Annotated in this window: 15 protein-coding genes; 4 read left to right on the forward strand and 11 right to left on the reverse strand. The window is 69.2% G+C overall.

The features are described 5' to 3' along the window. Positions 1–38: 38 nt before the first annotated feature. Both mmsA and mmsB read left to right on the forward strand, forming a co-directional pair. Complete coding sequence (gene mmsA, locus V2S05_RS06195; protein ID WP_413634427.1) at positions 39–1,595, forward strand: multiple monosaccharide ABC transporter ATP-binding protein; 1,557 nt, start codon at positions 39–41, stop codon at positions 1,593–1,595. Then, positions 1,592–2,815 (forward strand): multiple monosaccharide ABC transporter permease, encoded by a 1,224-nt coding sequence (gene mmsB, locus V2S05_RS06200; protein ID WP_271637145.1) that lies wholly within the window; start codon positions 1,592–1,594, stop codon positions 2,813–2,815. Before mmsA ends, mmsB begins: the two co-directional genes overlap by 4 nt. A gap of 57 nt (positions 2,816–2,872) precedes the next feature. Here mmsB and V2S05_RS06205 read toward each other — a convergent pair whose 3' ends face one another. The 3 genes from V2S05_RS06205 to rsmA are packed head-to-tail and all read right to left on the reverse strand — an operon-like array spanning position 2,873 to position 5,734. Next, positions 2,873–3,799 (reverse strand): 4-(cytidine 5'-diphospho)-2-C-methyl-D-erythritol kinase, encoded by a 927-nt coding sequence (locus V2S05_RS06205; protein WP_271637144.1) that lies wholly within the window; start codon positions 3,797–3,799, stop codon positions 2,873–2,875. Further along, positions 3,799–4,863 carry an aldo/keto reductase gene (locus V2S05_RS06210; protein WP_271637143.1) on the reverse strand — a complete coding sequence of 355 codons (1,065 nt, stop codon included), beginning with the start codon at positions 4,861–4,863 and terminating at the stop codon, positions 3,799–3,801. The genes V2S05_RS06205 and V2S05_RS06210 overlap by 1 nt, the downstream gene beginning before the upstream one ends. A gap of 4 nt (positions 4,864–4,867) precedes the next feature. Continuing rightward, positions 4,868–5,734 (reverse strand): 16S rRNA (adenine(1518)-N(6)/adenine(1519)-N(6))-dimethyltransferase RsmA, encoded by an 867-nt coding sequence (gene rsmA / locus V2S05_RS06215; protein WP_413634428.1) that lies wholly within the window; start codon positions 5,732–5,734, stop codon positions 4,868–4,870. Positions 5,735–5,778: 44 nt separating this feature from the next. Here rsmA and V2S05_RS06220 point away from each other — a divergent pair, with 44 nt between their 5' ends. Further along, complete coding sequence (locus V2S05_RS06220) at positions 5,779–7,032, forward strand: MFS transporter (protein WP_271637141.1); 1,254 nt, start codon at positions 5,779–5,781, stop codon at positions 7,030–7,032. A gap of 9 nt (positions 7,033–7,041) precedes the next feature. On the opposite strand, the gene V2S05_RS06225 is transcribed toward V2S05_RS06220, so the two are convergent. The 5 genes from V2S05_RS06225 to rsmI all read right to left on the reverse strand — a co-directional run bounded on the left by V2S05_RS06225 (position 7,042) and on the right by rsmI (position 11,314). Continuing rightward, on the reverse strand, positions 7,042–7,626 hold the full coding sequence (locus V2S05_RS06225) for a GNAT family N-acetyltransferase (RefSeq protein ID WP_413634429.1): 585 nt from the start codon (positions 7,624–7,626) through the stop codon (positions 7,042–7,044). A gap of 17 nt (positions 7,627–7,643) precedes the next feature. Next, complete coding sequence (locus tag V2S05_RS06230; RefSeq protein ID WP_413634430.1) at positions 7,644–8,537, reverse strand: TatD family hydrolase; 894 nt, start codon at positions 8,535–8,537, stop codon at positions 7,644–7,646. A gap of 5 nt (positions 8,538–8,542) precedes the next feature. Beyond that, on the reverse strand, positions 8,543–10,153 hold the full coding sequence (metG, locus tag V2S05_RS06235; RefSeq protein WP_413634431.1) for a methionine--tRNA ligase: 1,611 nt from the start codon (positions 10,151–10,153) through the stop codon (positions 8,543–8,545). A gap of 121 nt (positions 10,154–10,274) precedes the next feature. Beyond that, positions 10,275–10,502, reverse strand: coding sequence for a hypothetical protein (locus tag V2S05_RS06240; RefSeq protein ID WP_413634432.1), 228 nt, complete (start codon positions 10,500–10,502; stop codon positions 10,275–10,277). Next, positions 10,499–11,314 carry a 16S rRNA (cytidine(1402)-2'-O)-methyltransferase gene (gene rsmI, locus V2S05_RS06245; protein WP_413634433.1) on the reverse strand — a complete coding sequence of 272 codons (816 nt, stop codon included), beginning with the start codon at positions 11,312–11,314 and terminating at the stop codon, positions 10,499–10,501. The genes V2S05_RS06240 and rsmI overlap by 4 nt, the downstream gene beginning before the upstream one ends. 187 nt (positions 11,315–11,501) lie before the next feature. Between rsmI and V2S05_RS06250 the strand changes: the two genes are divergently transcribed. Continuing rightward, positions 11,502–13,076, forward strand: coding sequence for a dolichyl-phosphate-mannose--protein mannosyltransferase (locus V2S05_RS06250; protein ID WP_413634434.1), 1,575 nt, complete (start codon positions 11,502–11,504; stop codon positions 13,074–13,076). 211 nt (positions 13,077–13,287) lie between these two features. On the opposite strand, the gene V2S05_RS06255 is transcribed toward V2S05_RS06250, so the two are convergent. The 3 genes from V2S05_RS06255 to V2S05_RS06265 form a co-directional block, all read right to left on the reverse strand. Continuing rightward, on the reverse strand, positions 13,288–14,223 hold the full coding sequence (locus tag V2S05_RS06255; protein ID WP_413634435.1) for a DUF808 family protein: 936 nt from the start codon (positions 14,221–14,223) through the stop codon (positions 13,288–13,290). An 85-nt stretch (positions 14,224–14,308) separates the two neighbouring features. Then, positions 14,309–15,712, reverse strand: coding sequence for an amino acid permease (locus tag V2S05_RS06260; RefSeq protein WP_413634436.1), 1,404 nt, complete (start codon positions 15,710–15,712; stop codon positions 14,309–14,311). A gap of 40 nt (positions 15,713–15,752) precedes the next feature. Beyond that, positions 15,753–17,522 (reverse strand): thioredoxin domain-containing protein, encoded by a 1,770-nt coding sequence (locus tag V2S05_RS06265; protein ID WP_413634437.1) that lies wholly within the window; start codon positions 17,520–17,522, stop codon positions 15,753–15,755. Positions 17,523–17,568 lie beyond the last annotated feature (46 nt).

The raw sequence follows: 17,568 nt of genomic DNA on the forward strand, positions 1-17,568 counted from the left end.
GATCCCGTGGGTCCGCGATTCGACAGACAGGAGCACCGATGTCAGACGTCATCCTCGAGATGCGCAACATCACCAAGAACTTCCCGGGCGTCAAGGTTCTCAAGAACGTGAACCTCAGCGTCGAGCGGGGCCGCATCCACGCCATCTGCGGCGAGAACGGCGCCGGCAAGTCCACCCTCATGAAGGTGCTGTCGGGTGTGTACCCGCACGGCACGTACGAGGGCGACATCATCTTCGACGGGACCACGCAGGAATTCGGCGCCATCAAGGACTCCGAGCGCGCCGGCATCGTCATCATCCACCAGGAGCTGGCCCTCGTGCCCTATCTCTCGGTGGCCGAGAACATCTTCCTCGGCAACGAGATCCTCGGTCGCGGCGGCCTGATCGACTGGCACGAGGTCAACGCCCGCGCCGCCGCCCTGCTGTCCCGCGTCGGGCTGAACGAGAATCCGACGACGATCGTCGGACAGCTGGGAGTGGGCAAGCAGCAGCTCATCGAGATCGCCAAGGCGCTGACCAAGGACGTCAGACTGCTCATTCTCGACGAGCCGACGGCCGCGCTGAACGACACCGACTCCGAGCACCTGCTGAGCCTGCTGCGCGACCTGCGCGAACAGGGGATCACCAGCATCATCATCAGCCACAAGCTGGGCGAGATCGTCGACATCGCGGACTCGACGACCATCATCCGCGACGGCGAGACGATCGAGACGATCGACATGCACGGACCGGATGCCACCCAGGACCGCATCATCCGCGGCATGGTCGGGCGGTCGCTCGACAGCCGCTTCCCGGAGCGCACCCCCGACATCCACGAGGAGATCTTCCGCGTCGAGAACTGGTCGGTCATGCATCCCACGCAGGCCGGTCGCGTCATCGTCGACGATGCATCCCTCTCGGTGCGCGCCGGCGAGATCGTCGGCATAGCCGGACTCATGGGCGCAGGCCGCACCGAGTTCATGATGAGCGTCTTCGGTCGCAGCTACGGCCGGGACGCAAAGGGCACGGTGTTCCTGCGAGGCAAGGAGATCTCCACCCGCACGGTGCGCGAGGCGATCGACAACGGACTCGCCTACGTGTCGGAGGACCGCAAGCAGTACGGCCTCAACCTGATCACCGACATCAAGACGAACATCTCGTCCTCTGCCCTGGGCAAGCTCGTCACCGGCGGCGTCTTCGTCGACGGCAACGAGGAGACGAAGGTCGCCGAGCAGTACCGCCGCGACCTGAACATCAAGTCTCCGACGGTGGCCCAGATCGTCGGCAACCTGTCCGGAGGCAATCAGCAGAAGGTCGTGCTCGCCAAGTGGCTGTACACCGACCCGGACGTGCTGATCCTCGACGAACCCACCCGCGGGATCGACGTGGGCGCGAAGTACGAGATCTACGAGATCATCAACGCGCTCGCCGCCGCCGGCAAGGCGGTGATCGTCGTCTCGAGCGAGCTTCCCGAGCTGCTCGGCCTCTCGGACCGCGTGTACACCCTCGCCTACGGGCGCATCACCGGTGAGCTGCCTGTCGCTGAGGCGACCCAGGAGAAGCTCATGTCTCTCATGACCATCGAACCGAACTCCACGAAGGAGGCAGCAGCGTGAACAACGTCTTCACCGAGGTGAAGGACCTGCTGACCCAGAATCTGCGCACGTCCGGCATCTACATCGCCTTCATCGCGATCATCGCGATCTTCACGATCACCACCGGCGGCAAGCTGCTCTCGCCCGAGAACGTGACGAACATCGTCCTGCAGAACGCGCACATCCTGATCATGGCCCTCGGCATGATCCTCGTGATCGTCGGCGGCCACATCGATCTGTCGGTCGGCTCCGTGCTCGCCTTCGCATCCGCGGTCTCCGCCGTCCTGGTCATCAAGAACGGCATGCCCTGGTGGGTCGGCATCATCGCCGCCATCGTCGTCGGCCTCATCGTGGGCGTCTGGCAAGGGTTCTGGGTGGCGATCGTCGGCATCCCCGCGTTCATCGTCACCCTGGCGGGCATGCTGCTGTTCCGAGGTCTCACCTGGCTGGTGCTGAACAACGTCTCGCTGTCGCCGTTCCCGCAGGACTACCGCAACGTCGCCAGCGGCTTCCTCGACAGTCTCTTCGGATCGATCACCGTCGGCCAGGGCCAGGGCCTGAAGGCGCTGCCGCAGACCGTCGACATCTTCACCCTCGTCATCGGCGTGATCGCCGTGGTCGGGCTCGTCGTCAGCTCGCTGCGCACGCGTCGTGCACGGCAGGGGTACAACCAGCCGGTCGAGTCCACGTTCCTGTTCGTGCTGAAGCTCGTCGTCGTCTCGGCGGTGCTGCTCGCCTTCGCCTGGGCGCTCGCGTACAACCGCGGATTCCCGATCGTGCTCATCATCGTCGCGGTGCTGATCCTCGTGTACCAGGTCGTCACCAACCGCACGGTGTTCGGTCGTCACGTCTACGCCGTCGGCGGCAACCTCTCTGCCGCCCGACTGTCGGGAGTGAACGTCAAGAGCGTGAACTTCTGGATCTTCGTGAACATGGGCTTCCTCACCGGTATCGCCGCCGCGGTGTTCTCGTCGCGCTCCAACGGCGCACAGCCGGGCATGGGGAACATGTTCGAGCTCGACGTCATCGCGGCCTGCTTCATCGGCGGCGCGTCGACCATGGGCGGCGTCGGCCGTGTGGGCGGCGCGCTCGTGGGTGGCCTGGTCATGGCCGTCATGTCGAACGGAATGCAGCTGATGGGTGTGCCGCAGGCCGCTCAGCAGATCGTCAAGGGTCTCGTGCTGCTGCTGGCCGTCGCCTTCGACATCTACAACAAGCGTCGCGCGGGCACCGCTCGCTGATCCAGCGTCACCCAGCTCAGAGGGATCCGACCGCCCGGTCGGATCCCTCTGTGTGTCTCACCCCACGATCCGGGCGCCGGGCACCGGCCCGTGCACGTGCAGGGCGTGCCTGCCGGTGCCGACCAGCTGCTCCTGCACCGACCGGGCATGCTCCGGGTCTTCGCACAGCAGCGCGGTCGTCGGCCCCGAGCCGGAGACGAGTCCGCCGAGCGCCCCGAAGCGGATCCCGTCGATGAGCGTGGCGCCGAGATCGGGGCGATCGATCACCGCGGCGGCCTCGAGGTCGTTCAGCAGCGCAGGCGCGAGATCGCGGGCATCACCGGAGCGCAGTGCGTGCAGCACGGGAAGCGGCACGTCCAGCGACATCGGCGGGTCATCGGCGACCGCCCCCTGCTGGGCGCGCAGCTCATCGAGGCGGCCGTACACCTCCGGGGTGGAGAGCCCCTCGTCGCTCAGCACGAGCACCCAGTCGAACCGTCCGCGCGCGAGCGCAGGAGTGAGCTCGTCGCCCCGCCCCGCACCTATGGCCGTGCCGCCGTGCAGCGCGAACGGCACGTCGGCGCCGAGACGAGCCGCGAGGGCGTGCAGGCGGTGCGGGCCCAGCTCGGTGCCCCACAGGGCGTCGCATGCGACGAGCGCGGCGGCCGCATCCGCGGAGCCGCCCCCCATGCCGCCTGCGACGGGCACGCCCTTGCGAATGCGCAGGTGCACCCCGGTGTCCACCCCCGCGGCCTGCGCGAGCAGCTTGGCGGCCCGCATCGCCAGATTACGGTCGTCGAGCGGGACGCCCGAGACGTCGACCTCTCCCTCGACGTCCAGCGTGAACCCGTCGGAGGGGGACGCGTAGACGTCCTCGTACAGCGACACGGCCTGGAAGACGGTGGCCAGGGAGTGATACCCGTCGTCGTGCCGTGGACCGACGCCCAGGTAGACGTTGATCTTCCCGGGGGCCCTGACGTGCACGGCATCCGGTCGGGGCGCCATCACAGCTCCGATGACACGGACCAGAGATCGACGTCGATGCCGTGCGCGATCGCATCGATCGCCGTGAGCTCTTCGTCGGTGAACGCCGGCCCGTCGACCGCCGCGATGTTCTCGTCGATCTGCTCGGGCCGCGAGGCGCCGATCAGCGCCGAGACGACGACAGGATCGCGCAGAGTCCACTGCAGCGCCATCTGCGCGAGCGTCTGCCCGCGGTCGGCGGCGATGTCGTTCAGCCCGCGCAGCACGGCCAGGCCCTCGTCGGAGACGGGGCGGTCGGGCAGCGACCGGCGCTTCTGCGCGCGATCCGCGGTGCCGTCGCCGAGGTACTTGCCGGTGAGCAGCCCCTGCGCCAGCGGCGTGAAGGCGATCGCGCCCATGCCCGCTGCCCGCAGGGTGTCGGTCAGGCCGTCCTCGACCCACCGGTTGAGGATCGAGTACGACGGCTGGTGGATCACCAGCGGGGTGCCCAGATCGTGCGCCACGGCGAGAGCCGCCTCGGTGCGCTCGGCGCTGTACGACGAGATGCCGACGTAGAGCGCCTTGCCCTGTCGCACCAGCGTGTCGAGCGCCCCGATGGTCTCCTCGACCGGCGTCACGGGATCGACACGGTGCGAGTAGAAGATGTCGACGTAGTCGACGCGCATGCTCGCGAGCGACCGCTCGGCGCTGGCGAGGATGTACTTGCGGCTGCCGAGGTCGCCGTAAGGTCCCGGCCACATGTCCCACCCCGCCTTCGACGAGATGATCAGCTCGTCGCGGTACGGCGCGAGGTCCTCAGTCAGGATGCGGCCGAAGTTCTTCTCGGCCGAGCCGTAGGGAGGGCCGTAGTTGTTCGCCAGGTCGAAGTGCGTGATGCCGCTGTCGAACGCGTGGCGCAGCAGCGCACGCTGATCGTCGAGGGGGATGTTGTCGCCGAAGTTCCACCACAGGCCGAGTGAGATCGGCGGAAGGTAGAGGCCGCTCGCCCCGACCTGACGGTAGGTGAAGCGCTGATAGCGCTCGGCGGCCGCGACATACGGCCGGTGGATCTCGGGGACGTCGGGGTTGAAGCGCTTCTCGGTCACGCTGTCAGGCTATCGGCACCGATGTCGCTTCGGGATGCACCAGAGCGATGCGATGGTAGTCGTCGACGGTGAGGTCCTCGCCGCGCGCGGTGGGCGCGACGCCCGCGGCCTCCAGGACGGCCGATGCCGCAGCAGACCCGCCGTAGAGGCCGGACAGCGCCTGGCGCAGCATCTTGCGGCGCTGGTTGAACGCGGCGTCGACGATCTCGAACGTGCGCCGGCGCTCGTCGTCGTCGCCCCGCGGGGTCTGATCGCGCTCGAAGCCGACCAGCAGGCTGTCGACGTTCGGCACGGGCCAGAACACCTGTCGTGACACCGTGCCGCACAGCCGCCATGGGCCGTACCAGGCGGCCTTCACACTCGGCGCGCCGTAGATCTTCGATCCCGGCTTCGCCGCGAGCCGCTCGGCGACCTCAGCCTGCACCATGACGACGCCGCGCTGCAGGTACGTGAACGTCTCGAGGAAGTGCAGCAGCACGGGCACCGAGACGTTGTACGGCAGATTCGCGACGAGCACGGTGGGCTCGCCCGGCAGCTCGGTGACGCGCATCGCATCGGCATCCACCACCGTCAGAGCGCCGTCCGCCACGCCCCGCTCATGCGCCGTCTGCGGCAGTCGCTCGGCGAGACGGTGGTCGATCTCCACCGCGGTGACCGAGGCACCCGCCTCGAGGATCGCGAGGGTCAGCGACCCCAGGCCCGGGCCGATCTCGACGACCCGCTCCCCTGCCTGCACTCCTGCCGCGTGCACGATCTTGCGCACGGTGTTGGCGTCGACGACGAAGTTCTGCCCCAGCTTCTTCGTGGGGGTGACGTCGAGCTCGGCGGCAAGACGGCGGATCTCGGTGGCGCCGAGCAGGGAGACGGTCATGGATCCATTCTCACGCATCCCGCCCCACCCCTAAGATCAAGCGGGTGACCGCACTCGGAGAGCTCATCGCACCGCGCCGGCTCGGCCGCGACTTCCGCTGGTTGATGTCGGCAGCCTGGACGAGCAACATCGGCGACGGCATCGCCCTGGCCGCGGCCCCGCTGCTGATCGCCTCGATGACGTCATCGCCCGTGCTGGTCGCGTCGGGCGCCATGCTGCAGTTCCTGCCGTGGCTGCTGTTCGGGCTGCATGCCGGTGCGATCGCGGATCGCGTCGAGCGGCGGATGCTCGTGATGCTCGCCCATGGCATCCGGGCCGTCATCGTCGCCGCTCTCGTGGTGCTGCTCGTGACCGGCACCGCGAACATCGCGATCGTGCTGGTCGTGTCGTTCCTGTACGGCACGGCGGAGGTGTTCGCCGACACGAGCACGAGCACGCTGCTGCCGATGATGGTGAAGCCGGCCGATCTCGGCGTCGGCAACGCGCGGCTGCAGGCCGGCTTCCTCGTGGCCAATCAGCTGGCCGGCCCTCCTCTGGGCGCCTTCCTGTTCGCGGTGGGGGCGTTCTGGCCGTTTCTGGCTCAGGTGCTCGCCGTGACTCTCGGGTTGATCCTCGTCTCGCGGATCGCCCGTCAGCCGGTGCCGGCGCGTGCGGAGCCGACCCGGGTTCGGCACGACATCGGGCAGGGACTGCGCTGGGCGTGGCACAACAAGCCGGTGCGCACCCTGATCGTGATCATCCTCGCCTTCAACGTCACGTGGGCAGCACCCTGGGGCATCCTCGTGCTGTACGCGACCGAGCACCTCGGGATGGGCCCGGTCGGCTTCGGCGCGCTGACCACCGCATCGGCGGTGGGCGGCCTGCTGGGCACCCTGAGCTTCGGATGGCTGGAGCGGCACGTCTCGTTCGCCACGATCATGAAGGTGTGTCTGACGCTCGAGGTGCTCATGCACCTCGCTTTCGCTCTGACCACGAACGGTGTCGTCGCGCTCGTGATCATGTTCGGCTTCGGCGCGTACGCGTTCGTCTGGGGCACGATCTCGACGACGGTGCGCCAGCGCCTCGTGCCGCACGACCTGCAGGGCCGCGTCGGCTCGGTCAACATGGTCGGCGTCTTCGGCGGCATGGTCCTCGGCCAGGCGCTCGGCGGCTTGATCGCCCAGACGTGGGGGCTGACGGCGCCATGGTGGTTCGCGTTCGCCGGCTCGGCGCTCACGCTGCTGCTGATGTGGCGGCAGATCTCGCACATCGCCGCCGCGAAGCCGGCCCTCGAGGACGCACCCGAGACCGCGGCCTAGTCGCGCGGCCTACGCCCGCGCGAGCCGCGCGTCGAGCCCGTTGCGCACCGCCGGCCACTCGTGCGGCAGGATCGAGTAGACGACCGTGTCGCGCAGCGACCCGTCCGACATGATGCGGTGGTTGCGCAGGATGCCGTCGAGCTTCGCTCCGAGCCTCTCGATCGCCGCGCGTGACTGCCGGTTGTGGAAGTGCGTGAGCAGCGACACCGCTATCGCGTCGCAGGTGTCGAACGCGTGCGCGAGCATCAGTCGCTTCATCGCGGCGTTCACCTCGGTGCGCTGCGCCGCCGTGCCGATCCAGGTGTGGCCGATCTCGACCCGGCGCATCGGCTGATCGATGTTGCAGAACGTCGTCATGCCGACGACCTCACCCGTCTGCAGCCGGCGAACGGCGAACGGGTTCATCCCGCCCGCGTCGCGCAGAGCGAGGCGCCGCTCGATCTCGGCCGGCACCTCGTCGCCGCTGGGCACGGAGGTGTACCACGCATGGCTCAGTGTCGCCGCGGCGCGACGCAGATCGTCGGCGTGCTGCCGGCCGAGCGGCTCCAGCCGCACGAACTCGTCCTGCAGGGTGATCTCGTCGAGAAAGCGCACGAGTGCAGGCTAGCCGGTCAGTGGAACGCGCCGTACACCGCGAGCGTGTTCGCCGCGAGCTGCGCGCACAGCTCGTCGACCTCGAGGCCCAGCTCGGCGGCCATGAACCGCACGGTGATCGGCACGAGGTAGGGCGCGTTGGGGCGTCCGCGCAGAGGCACCGGGGTGAGGAACGGCGCATCGGTCTCGACGAGGATGCGGTCCAGCGGGGTGACGGCGAGCGCCTCGCGCAGGTTCTGCGCGTTCTTGAACGTGAGGTTGCCCGCGAACGACAGCCAGTACCCGGCATCCGCAGCGATGCGCGCCATCGCCTCGTCGCCAGAGAAGCAGTGGAACACCGTCTTCTCGGGGGCGCCGACGCGGGTCAGGGTCTCGAGGACGTCGTCGTGCGCGTCGCGATCATGGATCTGCATGGCGATGCCGTGCTTCTTGGCCAGCGCGATGTGCGCCTCGAACGACTCGTGCTGGGCGGCACGGTCGGGCGAGCCGGCGACGGCGGCGTCAGGGGTGCGGAAGTAGTCGAGACCGGTCTCGCCGATCGCCCTGGTGCGCGGGTGGGCGGCGAGCTCGTCGATCACCGCGATCGCCTCGTCGAGGCGCCCGCCGGCGGCGTAGACGGGCGCGTCGTTCGGATGGATGGCGACGGCCGCGAGCACGCGGGGGTCCGATGCCGCGGCATCCACCGCCCAGCGCGACGACTCGATGTCGCCCGACGCCTGCACGACGCCGGCGATGCCGACCTCGGCCGCACGATCGAGCTGCTCCTTCAGGCTCAGCGGTTCGATGCCGTCGGTGATCTCGAGGTGCGCGTGGTTGTCGTACACCGGCGCCGTCAGCGGCTCGGGAGCCGCCGGGTAGCGCAGATCCTTGCGGCCCTCTGTCGAGCGCTCGCGCACGTAGGTGTCAGCCATGGCGACTAGGCGGTCTGCTCCACGCGCGGGAACAGCGGCGCGAGCGGCGACACGGTCGTGCCGGGCTGCAGCACGCCCCACGCACCCGCCTCGCGGATCGGCTGCGCGGTGAGCTCACCGAGCGAGCCCTGGGCGCCGAGGGCATCCCACAGCTTCGCGGTCGACTGCGGCATCACCGGCGACAGCAGCACGGCCAGAGCGCGCAGGCCCTCCGCGCAGGTGTACAGCACGGTGCCGAGACGCTCGCGCTGCTTCTCGTCTCCTGGGTCCGCCTGCTTGGCGAGAGCCCACGGCTCGTTCTCGGTGATGTACAGGTTCAGGTCGTCGACGATCGTCCAGATCGCGTCGATGGCCTCGTCGATGCGGAAGCTCTCGATGGCCGCGTCGGCGGCGGCCGTGGCATCCGCCACCTTCTTCTGCACCACGAGATCGCGCTCGCTGTGATCGGCCGGCGCCGGCACGACGCCGTCGAAGTACTTCTGGATCATCGCGACCGTTCGCGAGGCGAGGTTGCCGAAGCCGTTCGCGAGCTCGGCCTGATAGCGGGCGGACAGGTCCTCCCACGAGAACGAGCCGTCCTGACCGAACGCGATCGCAGAGAGGAAGTAGAAGCGGTACGCGTCCGAGCCGAACACGTCGGTGATCTCGGTCGGCGCGATGCCGGTGAGCTTCGACTTCGACATCTTCTCGCCGCCGACGAGCAGCCAGCCGTGCGCGAAGACCCCCTTGGGCACCTCGAGCCCGGCGGCCATCAGCAGAGCCGGCCAGATCACGGCGTGGAAGCGCAGAATGTCTTTGCCCACCACGTGATAGCCGGGCCACCGACGCTCGAACTGGGTCTCTGCGCCTGCCGAAGAGTCGTCCTCGCCGTAGCCGACGGCCGTGACGTAGTTCAGCAGCGCGTCGACCCACACGTAGATGACGTGCGACTCGTCCCACGGCAGCGGGATGCCCCAGTCGAACGTCGACCGTGAGATCGACAGGTCCTTCAGACCCTGGCTCACGAACGAGACGACCTCGTTTCGCGCGGAGTCGGGGCGCACGAAGTCGGGCTCGGTCTTGTACAGCTCGAGCAGCCGGTCCTGGAACTCGCTGAGCTTGAAGAAGTAGTTCTTCTCCTGCAGCAGCTCGAGCGGCTTGGAGTGGATCGCGCAGACCTTGAGCCCCTCGAAGGGGCCGGTGCCGTCGACGATCTCGGACTCGGGCTTGAACTCCTCGCAGCCCACGCAGTACAGCGCCTCGTACTCGCCCGCGTAGATGTAGCCCGCGTCGTACAGCTTCTGGAAGAAGACCTGCACGTTCTTCTCGTGCCGCTGCTGCGTGGTGCGGATGAAGTCGTCGTTCGCGACGTCGAGGGTCTCCAGAAGCGGGAACCAGCTCTCGCCGACGAGCTTGTCGACCCACTCCTGCGGGGTGACGTTGTTCGCGGCCGCGGCGCGCAGCATCTTCTGGCCGTGCTCGTCGGTGCCCGTGAGCATCCAGGTGTCGTCACCCGCCTGCCGGTGCCAGCGCGACAGCGTGTCGACGGCCACCGTCGTGTACCCGTGACCGATGTGCGGCACGTCGGAGGGGTAGTAGATGGGCGTGGTGATGTAGAAGGACTCGCCTGCGGGCATGCTCACGATTCTAGGCGGGAACCGTGCGGCGTTCTGATTCGTGACCTGGTTCTCGTTCTTGTGATGGGCGGCGGGCGGGAGGACGTTCCCTTCGCGCGCACAGTGGGTGCGCTTGGTGGTCTCAGGGGCGGGTGGCGGTGAGGGAGGCGTGGGGGCGGATGCTGGGCTCGCCGTCGTGCAGCAAGCGCGTCCATAGGCCCGGCCCGCACCCGGCATCCAGCAGGCGCCCCGGCGTCGCGTCGCGCCAGGCGGCGATGAGCGCCCGGTCCCGGGCATCCGTCTGCGCGATGTCGCCGAGCAGCGCGATGTACTCCGAGGCTCGAGCGTCGTACGCGGCGCCGACACTCATCGAGCGGCGAGCGCGGACTGGTAGAGGTCGCGAGAACTCAGCCCTGTCGCGGCCGAGACCTCGGCGCAGGCGTCCTTCAGGCGGGTTCCGGATGCCACCAGCGCCTGCACCTGAGCAAGCGCATCGTCGGCCGAGACGGAGACCGGGGATGCGCCCTCGACGACCACGACGATCTCGCCCTTCACGCCGTGCTCGGCCCACGCGATGAGCTCGATGGCGGTGCCGCGACGCACCTCTTCGTACAGCTTGGTGAGCTCGCGACACACGGCGATCCGGCGCTGGGCGCCGAAGGCGGAGCCCATGTCGGCGAGCGACGACGCGAGCCGGGACGGCGACTCGAAGAACACCATGGTGCGCGGCTCGGATGCCAGGGCTGCGAGTGCCTGGCGCCGCTCCCCCGGCTTGCGCGGCAGGAAGCCCTCGAAGGTGAACCGGTCGGTGGGCAGGCCCGATATGGCGAGTGCCATGAGCACGGCGCTCGGGCCGGGGATCGCCGTGACGGTGACTCCGCGCTCGACGGCGGCCGCAACCACCCCGTAGCCGGGGTCGCTCACGGCCGGCATTCCCGCATCGCTGACGACCACGAGGTCGTGCTGTTCGGCGAGCTCGGCGAGCTCGACGGCCTTGTGCTTCTCGTTGTGGTCGTGCAGCGCGATCAGGCGCGGACGGTTCTCGATCTTCAGTGCCTGCAGCAGCCGCTGCGTCGTGCGCGTGTCCTCCGCGGCGACGACTTCGGCGTTCTCGAGCACCTCGATCAGACGGCGGGACGCGTCGCCGAGATTGCCGATCGGGGTCGCGGCGAGAATGATCATCCGACCAGCTTAGGTGCCCCGCGCGGGCCGATCCGAGGTCGATTGCCTAGGCTGAGCTGGTGACCCTGTCCGCGCCCCCGACGCCGCCGCCGCGGTCCGCGACGCGCTGGGAGCGCGTCGCGGACAGGGTCACCAGCTTAGGTGCCCCGCGCGGGCCGATCCGAGGTCGATTGCCTAGGCTGAGCTGGTGACCCTGTCCGCGCCCCCGACGCCGCCGCCGCGGTCCGCGACGCGCTGGGAGCGCGTCGCGGAATGGGGCGTCTCGAGCATTGCTCGCACCCGAGCGCTGGGCTGGCTCGCCCCGCTCTTCGTCACCCTGCTCGCTGCCGCACTCAGGCTGACGAACCTCGGGCATCCGCACGAGATCATGTTCGACGAGACCTATTACGTCAAAGACGCATGGTCGCTGTGGAACCTCGGCTACGAGGGCAAGTGGGGCGACGGCGCAGATGAGCAGCTGCCCCGCGGCGATGACTCCGCCATGCAGACCGCCGGGTCGTATGTCGTGCACCCGCCGCTCGGGAAGTGGATCATCGCCCTCGGCATGGCCCTGATGGGTCCCGGCTCCAGCGCCGGCTGGCGACTGACGACGGCCATCCTCGGATCTCTGACGGTGCTCGTGCTGTACCTGTTGGCGCTGCACCTGACCCGCTCGCGGGTGTTCGCGACGATCGCGGCAGGCCTGCTCGCCATCGACGGTCTGGGCATCGTGATGAGCCGGATCGCCCTGCTCGACGGCGCCCTCACCTTCTTCATCGTGCTCGGCTTCTTTTTCGTGCTGCTCGACCGGGACAGGTCACTGCCTCTGCTCGACGCGCGGATCGTCGCGGCGCGCCGATCCGCTCCGGACGACCGCCCGCTGCGACTGATCGGACCCGTGCTGTGGTCCCGCCCCTGGTTGATCGCAGCGGGAGCGACCCTCGGAGCGGCGTCTGCCGTGAAGTGGTCGGGACTGTACGCCCTGGCCATCTTCGGTCTGTACGCGGTCGTCACCGACGCACTCGCCCGCCGCCGGGCGGGCATCCCCCTGTGGCCGAGCGATGCCGTCCTGCGGCAGGGGCCCGTCTCGTTCGCGCTGATGGTAGGGCCGGCCATGTTCACGTATCTCGTCTCGTGGACGGGGTGGCTGATCACGACAGGCGGCTACGACCGCGCAGCGGACGCCAACCCGCTGGTCGCGCTGTGGAAGTACCACGAGTCGATGTACGGGTTCCACATCGGGCTGTCCAGCGCGCACGCCTACGCCAGCCCGGCGTGGCAGTGGCCGCTGCTGCTGCGGCCGACGGCGATCTGGGTGGGCTCGGATCCGACGGGCTGCGGCACCGACCACTGCATCGCCGTGATCTCGTCGGTGCCGAACCCCTTGATCTGGTACGGCGGGGTGGCGGCCGCGCTCTACCTGCTCTATCGCTTCGTGCGCGGTCTCATCGAGCGCCGCCCCGTCGGCCGGATGCACACGATCGCGCTGGTCGGGCTCGTCGCCACCTACGTGCCGTGGCTGCTCGTGCCGAGCCGCACGATCTTCCAGTTCTACACGATCGTCATGATGCCGTTCCTCATCCTCGCGCTCGTCGTGGCGCTGCGAGAACTCGCTGGCAGGCCCTGCGCTCCGACGCACCGCCGGACTGCCGGTCAGCGCACGGTGGCCGTGTACCTCGTGATGGTCGTTCTCGTCTCGGCGTTCTTCTACCCGGTGTGGACCGGCATGAGCGTGCCCTATCCGTTCTGGCTCATCCACAACTGGCTCCCGGGCTGGATCTGACCCGAGCGCATCGTCGCCCTGCCCGCAGCCATTCCCGCGGCCAAGGTCTGCTGGTTGACGGCGGAGACGAACAGCCGGGCGCGCGCTCTCTACGATCGCGTCTCCACGAGAACCGGCATGATCCTCTGCGAGATCGAGACGAGCTGACCCGTCGTCGCCGGTGTTCCGTCGCCGGCATGCCTTCGCCGGTATCCGCTCGACGCGGGCTGAATCAGCCGACCGACTCCGGTGCCGCGTGTGCGTCGCCGTGAACACGGTGCGCTTCGTCGAACGTCGGGCGCTTGCCCAGCATCCGTCCGACCAGCAGAACCACGCCCACCACGACCAGACCGATCAGCACGCCCGCGACGGCGGACATGAGCGTGTTGCCCAGCCAGACGACGAAACCGCCGAATGAGGCGAGCAGCTCGTCGACGCCGTGCAGCAGGTCGGCGGGCGCGTGCAGGCCGACCTCGCCGAGGTTGACGACGACCAGGTGACCGCCCACCCACAGCATCGCCACGGTGCCGACCACGCTGATCACGCGGAACACGTGCGGCATCGACCGCACGATGCGTGTGCCGGTGTGACGCACCCTGCGCACCGGGTTCTTGGCCATCTTCAGACCGATGTCGTCGATCTTGACCAGCAGCGCCACCGCACCGTAGACGACGCCGGTCATGACGAGCGCGATGACGGCGAGCACCCCGAGCGTCTGCCAGATCCCGAGGTTGGGGTCGAGACTCGCCAGCGAGATGAGCATGATCTCAGTCGACAGGATCAGGTCGGTGCGCACCGCGCCCAAGACCAGCCGCTTCTCGTCTCGCGCCCCCTCGTCGGCGTGCCCGTGCGCGAAGCCGAACCACTCGAGCATCTTCTCGGCCCCCTCGAAGCACAGGTAGGTGCCGCCGATGATGAGCAGGTACGGCAGAACCCAGGGCGCGAACGCGGTGAGCAGCATCGCGATGGGGATGATTATGAGGAACTTGTTCGCGATCGAGCCGAGCGCGATCTTGCCGACCACGGGCAGCTCGCGGGCGGGGGTGAGCCCCTGGACGTACTGCGGGGTGACGGCAGCGTCATCGATCACGACGCCTGCAGCTTTCGCGGATGCCTTCATCGCGGCGCTCAGGATGTCGTCGACGACCGCCAGCAGACCAACCGACATGGAAGTCCTCCCTTGCACGCGATGTGCGCGCTCCGGCCTGCAACACTACTGTGCCCGTCGAGCGGGCGTGGTGAGACTGCGCCGGTCACGACCCGTCTCGAGCGCCCGAGACCACGCCCTGCGCGGCACGGCCGCGGGTCAGGCGAGCGAGGCCGAGCAGCGCCGCGGTGAGCGCCAGGGTCAGCAGCAGCTGGACGCGCGCCGTCGGATCGATCATCGCCAGGGCGATGATCACTGCGAGCAGCACAAGCGCCGCCCACGACAGCCAGGGGAATCCCCACATCCGCATCGGCATCGGATCGCCGTCGCGGTCGGCCCGGCGACGCAGGATGATCTGCGAGATCACGGTCGCCGTCCAGATGACGAGCACGGTCGAGCCCACGATGTTCAGCAGCAGTCCGAGCACGGTCTCAGGGAACGCCCAGTTGAGCACGACCGTGACGAATCCGAACGCGACCGAGGCCAGCACCGCGACGTACGGCACGCCGCGCCCGCTCGTGCGCGTGACCGCGATCGGCGCGAGCCGGCGCTCACCGAGGGAGTACGCCATGCGGGACGCGCCGTAGATGTTCGCGTTCATCGCCGACAGCAGAGCCAGCACCACGATGAGCGACATCACCAGGTCGACTCCGGGCACGCGCAGCGTGGCGAGCACGGCCGAGAACGGGCCCTCGAGCACCTCGGGCGAATTCCACGGCAGCACCGCGACGATCACGAAGATCGAACCGAGATAGAACACGAGGATCCGCACCATCACCTCGCGCACGATGCGCCTGATGTTGTGCGCGGGGTCGTCGGACTCGGCGGCGGCGATCGCCACGACCTCGGTGCCGCCGAACGCGAACACGACGACCAGCAGCGCGGCGGCGACCCCGCCGATGCCGTGTGGCGCGAACCCGCCGTGCGCGACGAGATTGCCGACGCCCGTCGCCGGTACACCGGGGATGAAGCCGAGGATCGCCCCGGCGCCCACCACGAGGAACGCGATGATCGCGAACACCTTAATCGCGGCGAACCAGAACTCGAAGCGTCCGTAGTTGCGCACTCCGAAGAGGTTCACGGCGGTGAGCGTGGCGACGAAGATCAGCACCCACAGCCACGCCGGAAGGCCGGGCACCCACCCCTCGATGATCCCGGCGGCGCCGGTGGCCTCGGCGGCGATCACGACGACGAGCTGGATCCAGTACAGCCAGCCGACCGCGCTTCCGGCGCTGCGACCCATCGCGCGCTGCGCGAACGAGCTGAAGGCTCCCGAGCTGGGGCGCGCGGCGACCATCTCGGCGAGCATCGCCATGACGAGGATGACGACCGTGCCGGCGATGAGGTATGAGATCAGCACTGCGGGACCGGCGATGCCGATGGCCTGCCCCGATCCGACGAAGAGCCCTGCGCCGATGGCGCCGCCCAGGCCCATCATCGAGATCTGCCGGCGCGTGAGCCCGGGATGCAGACCCTTCGTGGTCGTCGTCGTCAGCGGCACCTCGGTCATCGTGAGACCTCCTCGTCCAGGCCGGGTACGGCCCGTGCCATCATACGGACAGCGCGGACGGGTCCCTCGTCGGCAGCCGGCACACGAAGTCTCGGCAGTCGTACGCCACGCCCTCGGCTGCGTCCTTGCCCGCGAAGAGCGAGAAGCCGGCATCCGCGAGGGCGCGAGCCTGGGATGGCGTGACGACGGCGACGACGTCGGCGTCGGCTCTGCGGGCGGCGTCCGTGAGCGCCCCGCCGCTGTCGGCGACCACGACGACCTGACGCGACGGTCCGGCGAGTACGGCGGCCAGACGCAGCAGGGCGCCGTACGCGAGCGGATGCTGCAGCGCCCGCTCGACGAGCGGTGCGCACAGCGCGACCGCCTGCTCGCGGTGCTCCTCACCCGCGCCCAGCAGCCAGGCGGTGAGGTGCGCGGATGCCCGGGCAGCCGGCCCCGATGGCAGGTCGCCGTCATTGTCGTCGCCCACGGCCGTGAGACCGCGTGCGGCCATCACCGGGTCGTCGGCGAGCGGCTGAGCGAGCACGGCCAGCGCTCGCGTCGCCCATTCCGACTCTCCGGTGGCGAGTGCCAGCGCGAGCAGTCCATCGGCGAGCAGACCGATGTCGGCGGCAGTCGCGACGGCGCTCGCGGGTGTCCCGTCGAGAGACGACCGCACCAGCTCGCCGGTCGCACCCCGGTTGACGTGCAGCACATGCTCGGCCGCCGCGGCCGCCGCTTCCACCCACGCCCGCTCGCCCAGCCGCGCCCCGGCCCTGGCGAGCGCCCCGATCGCGAGACCGTTCCAGCCGGTGAGCACCTTGCCGTCGACCGCGGGTGGCTCGAGGGATGCCCGCGCCTCGGCGTCCGCGCGGTAGTAGCCGCCCTCGTTGCGCCGCCCGTCGATCCACGACTCGGAGTCCTGGGCCGCGCCGAACGCCCCGCCCTCGCGGCGCAGCACGCCGAGCAGGAACCCAGCGATGCCGCGGACGACGTCGTCGCGCCCCGCGGCGAGCGCGACGTCCATCAGCTGCGCGTTGTCGATGAGCATCCGCTCGTAATGCGGCACCGTCCAGTCGGCCTGGGTCGCGTAGCGGAAGAAGCCGCCGTCGACGGCATCGCGCAGCTGCGACGCCGCCATGGCGTCGAGTGCGCGGCGGGCAGCATCCGCGCCGCCTGCGATCGGATGCTGCAGGAAGCGCAGCGTCGTCGCCATCGAGAACTTCGGCGCCCCGCCGAAGCCCCCGTGCCGGTGATCCTCCCGCTGCAGGATCGCGGCGGAGGCTGCGGCGATCGCGCCGGCATCGGGCATCCCTCCGGCGTCGGCGGCAGCCGCCTCACGCAGAGCGTCCGCAACGGCATCCGCCGACTGGAGCACCTCGGCTCGTCGGTCCGTCCACGCCTCGTTGACCGCGGTGAGCACGTCACGGAACGACGGCATCCCGGCGCGTGCCTCGGGTGGGAAGTACGTGCCCGCGTAGAAGGTGCGCCCCGCGGGCGTGGTGAACACGGTCAGCGGCCAGCCGAGACTCCTGGTGAAGGCCGAGGCCGCGGCCATGAAGGCCGTGTCGACGTCGGGATGCTCTTCCCGGTCGATCTTCACCGGCACGAAATGCGCGTTGATCTGAGCCGCAGTCACGTCGTCGGCAAACGATTCCCGCGCCATGACGTGGCACCAGTGGCAGGTCGAGTAGCCGATGGAGATGAGCAGCGGCACGTCGCGGCGGCGCGCCTCGGTGAACGCGTCCTCGCCCCATGGGTGCCAGTCGACGGGATTGTCGGCGTGTGCCCGCAGGTAGGGGCTGAGCGTGTCGGCGAGCCGGTTGGTCATGCCTCCACGGTACGACGAGACCCCCTGCCGCGGGCCGGTGCGCCGG

The sequence above is a fragment of the Microbacterium sp. OR16 genome, assembly GCF_047306725.1.
Classification (GTDB): domain Bacteria; phylum Actinomycetota; class Actinomycetes; order Actinomycetales; family Microbacteriaceae; genus Microbacterium.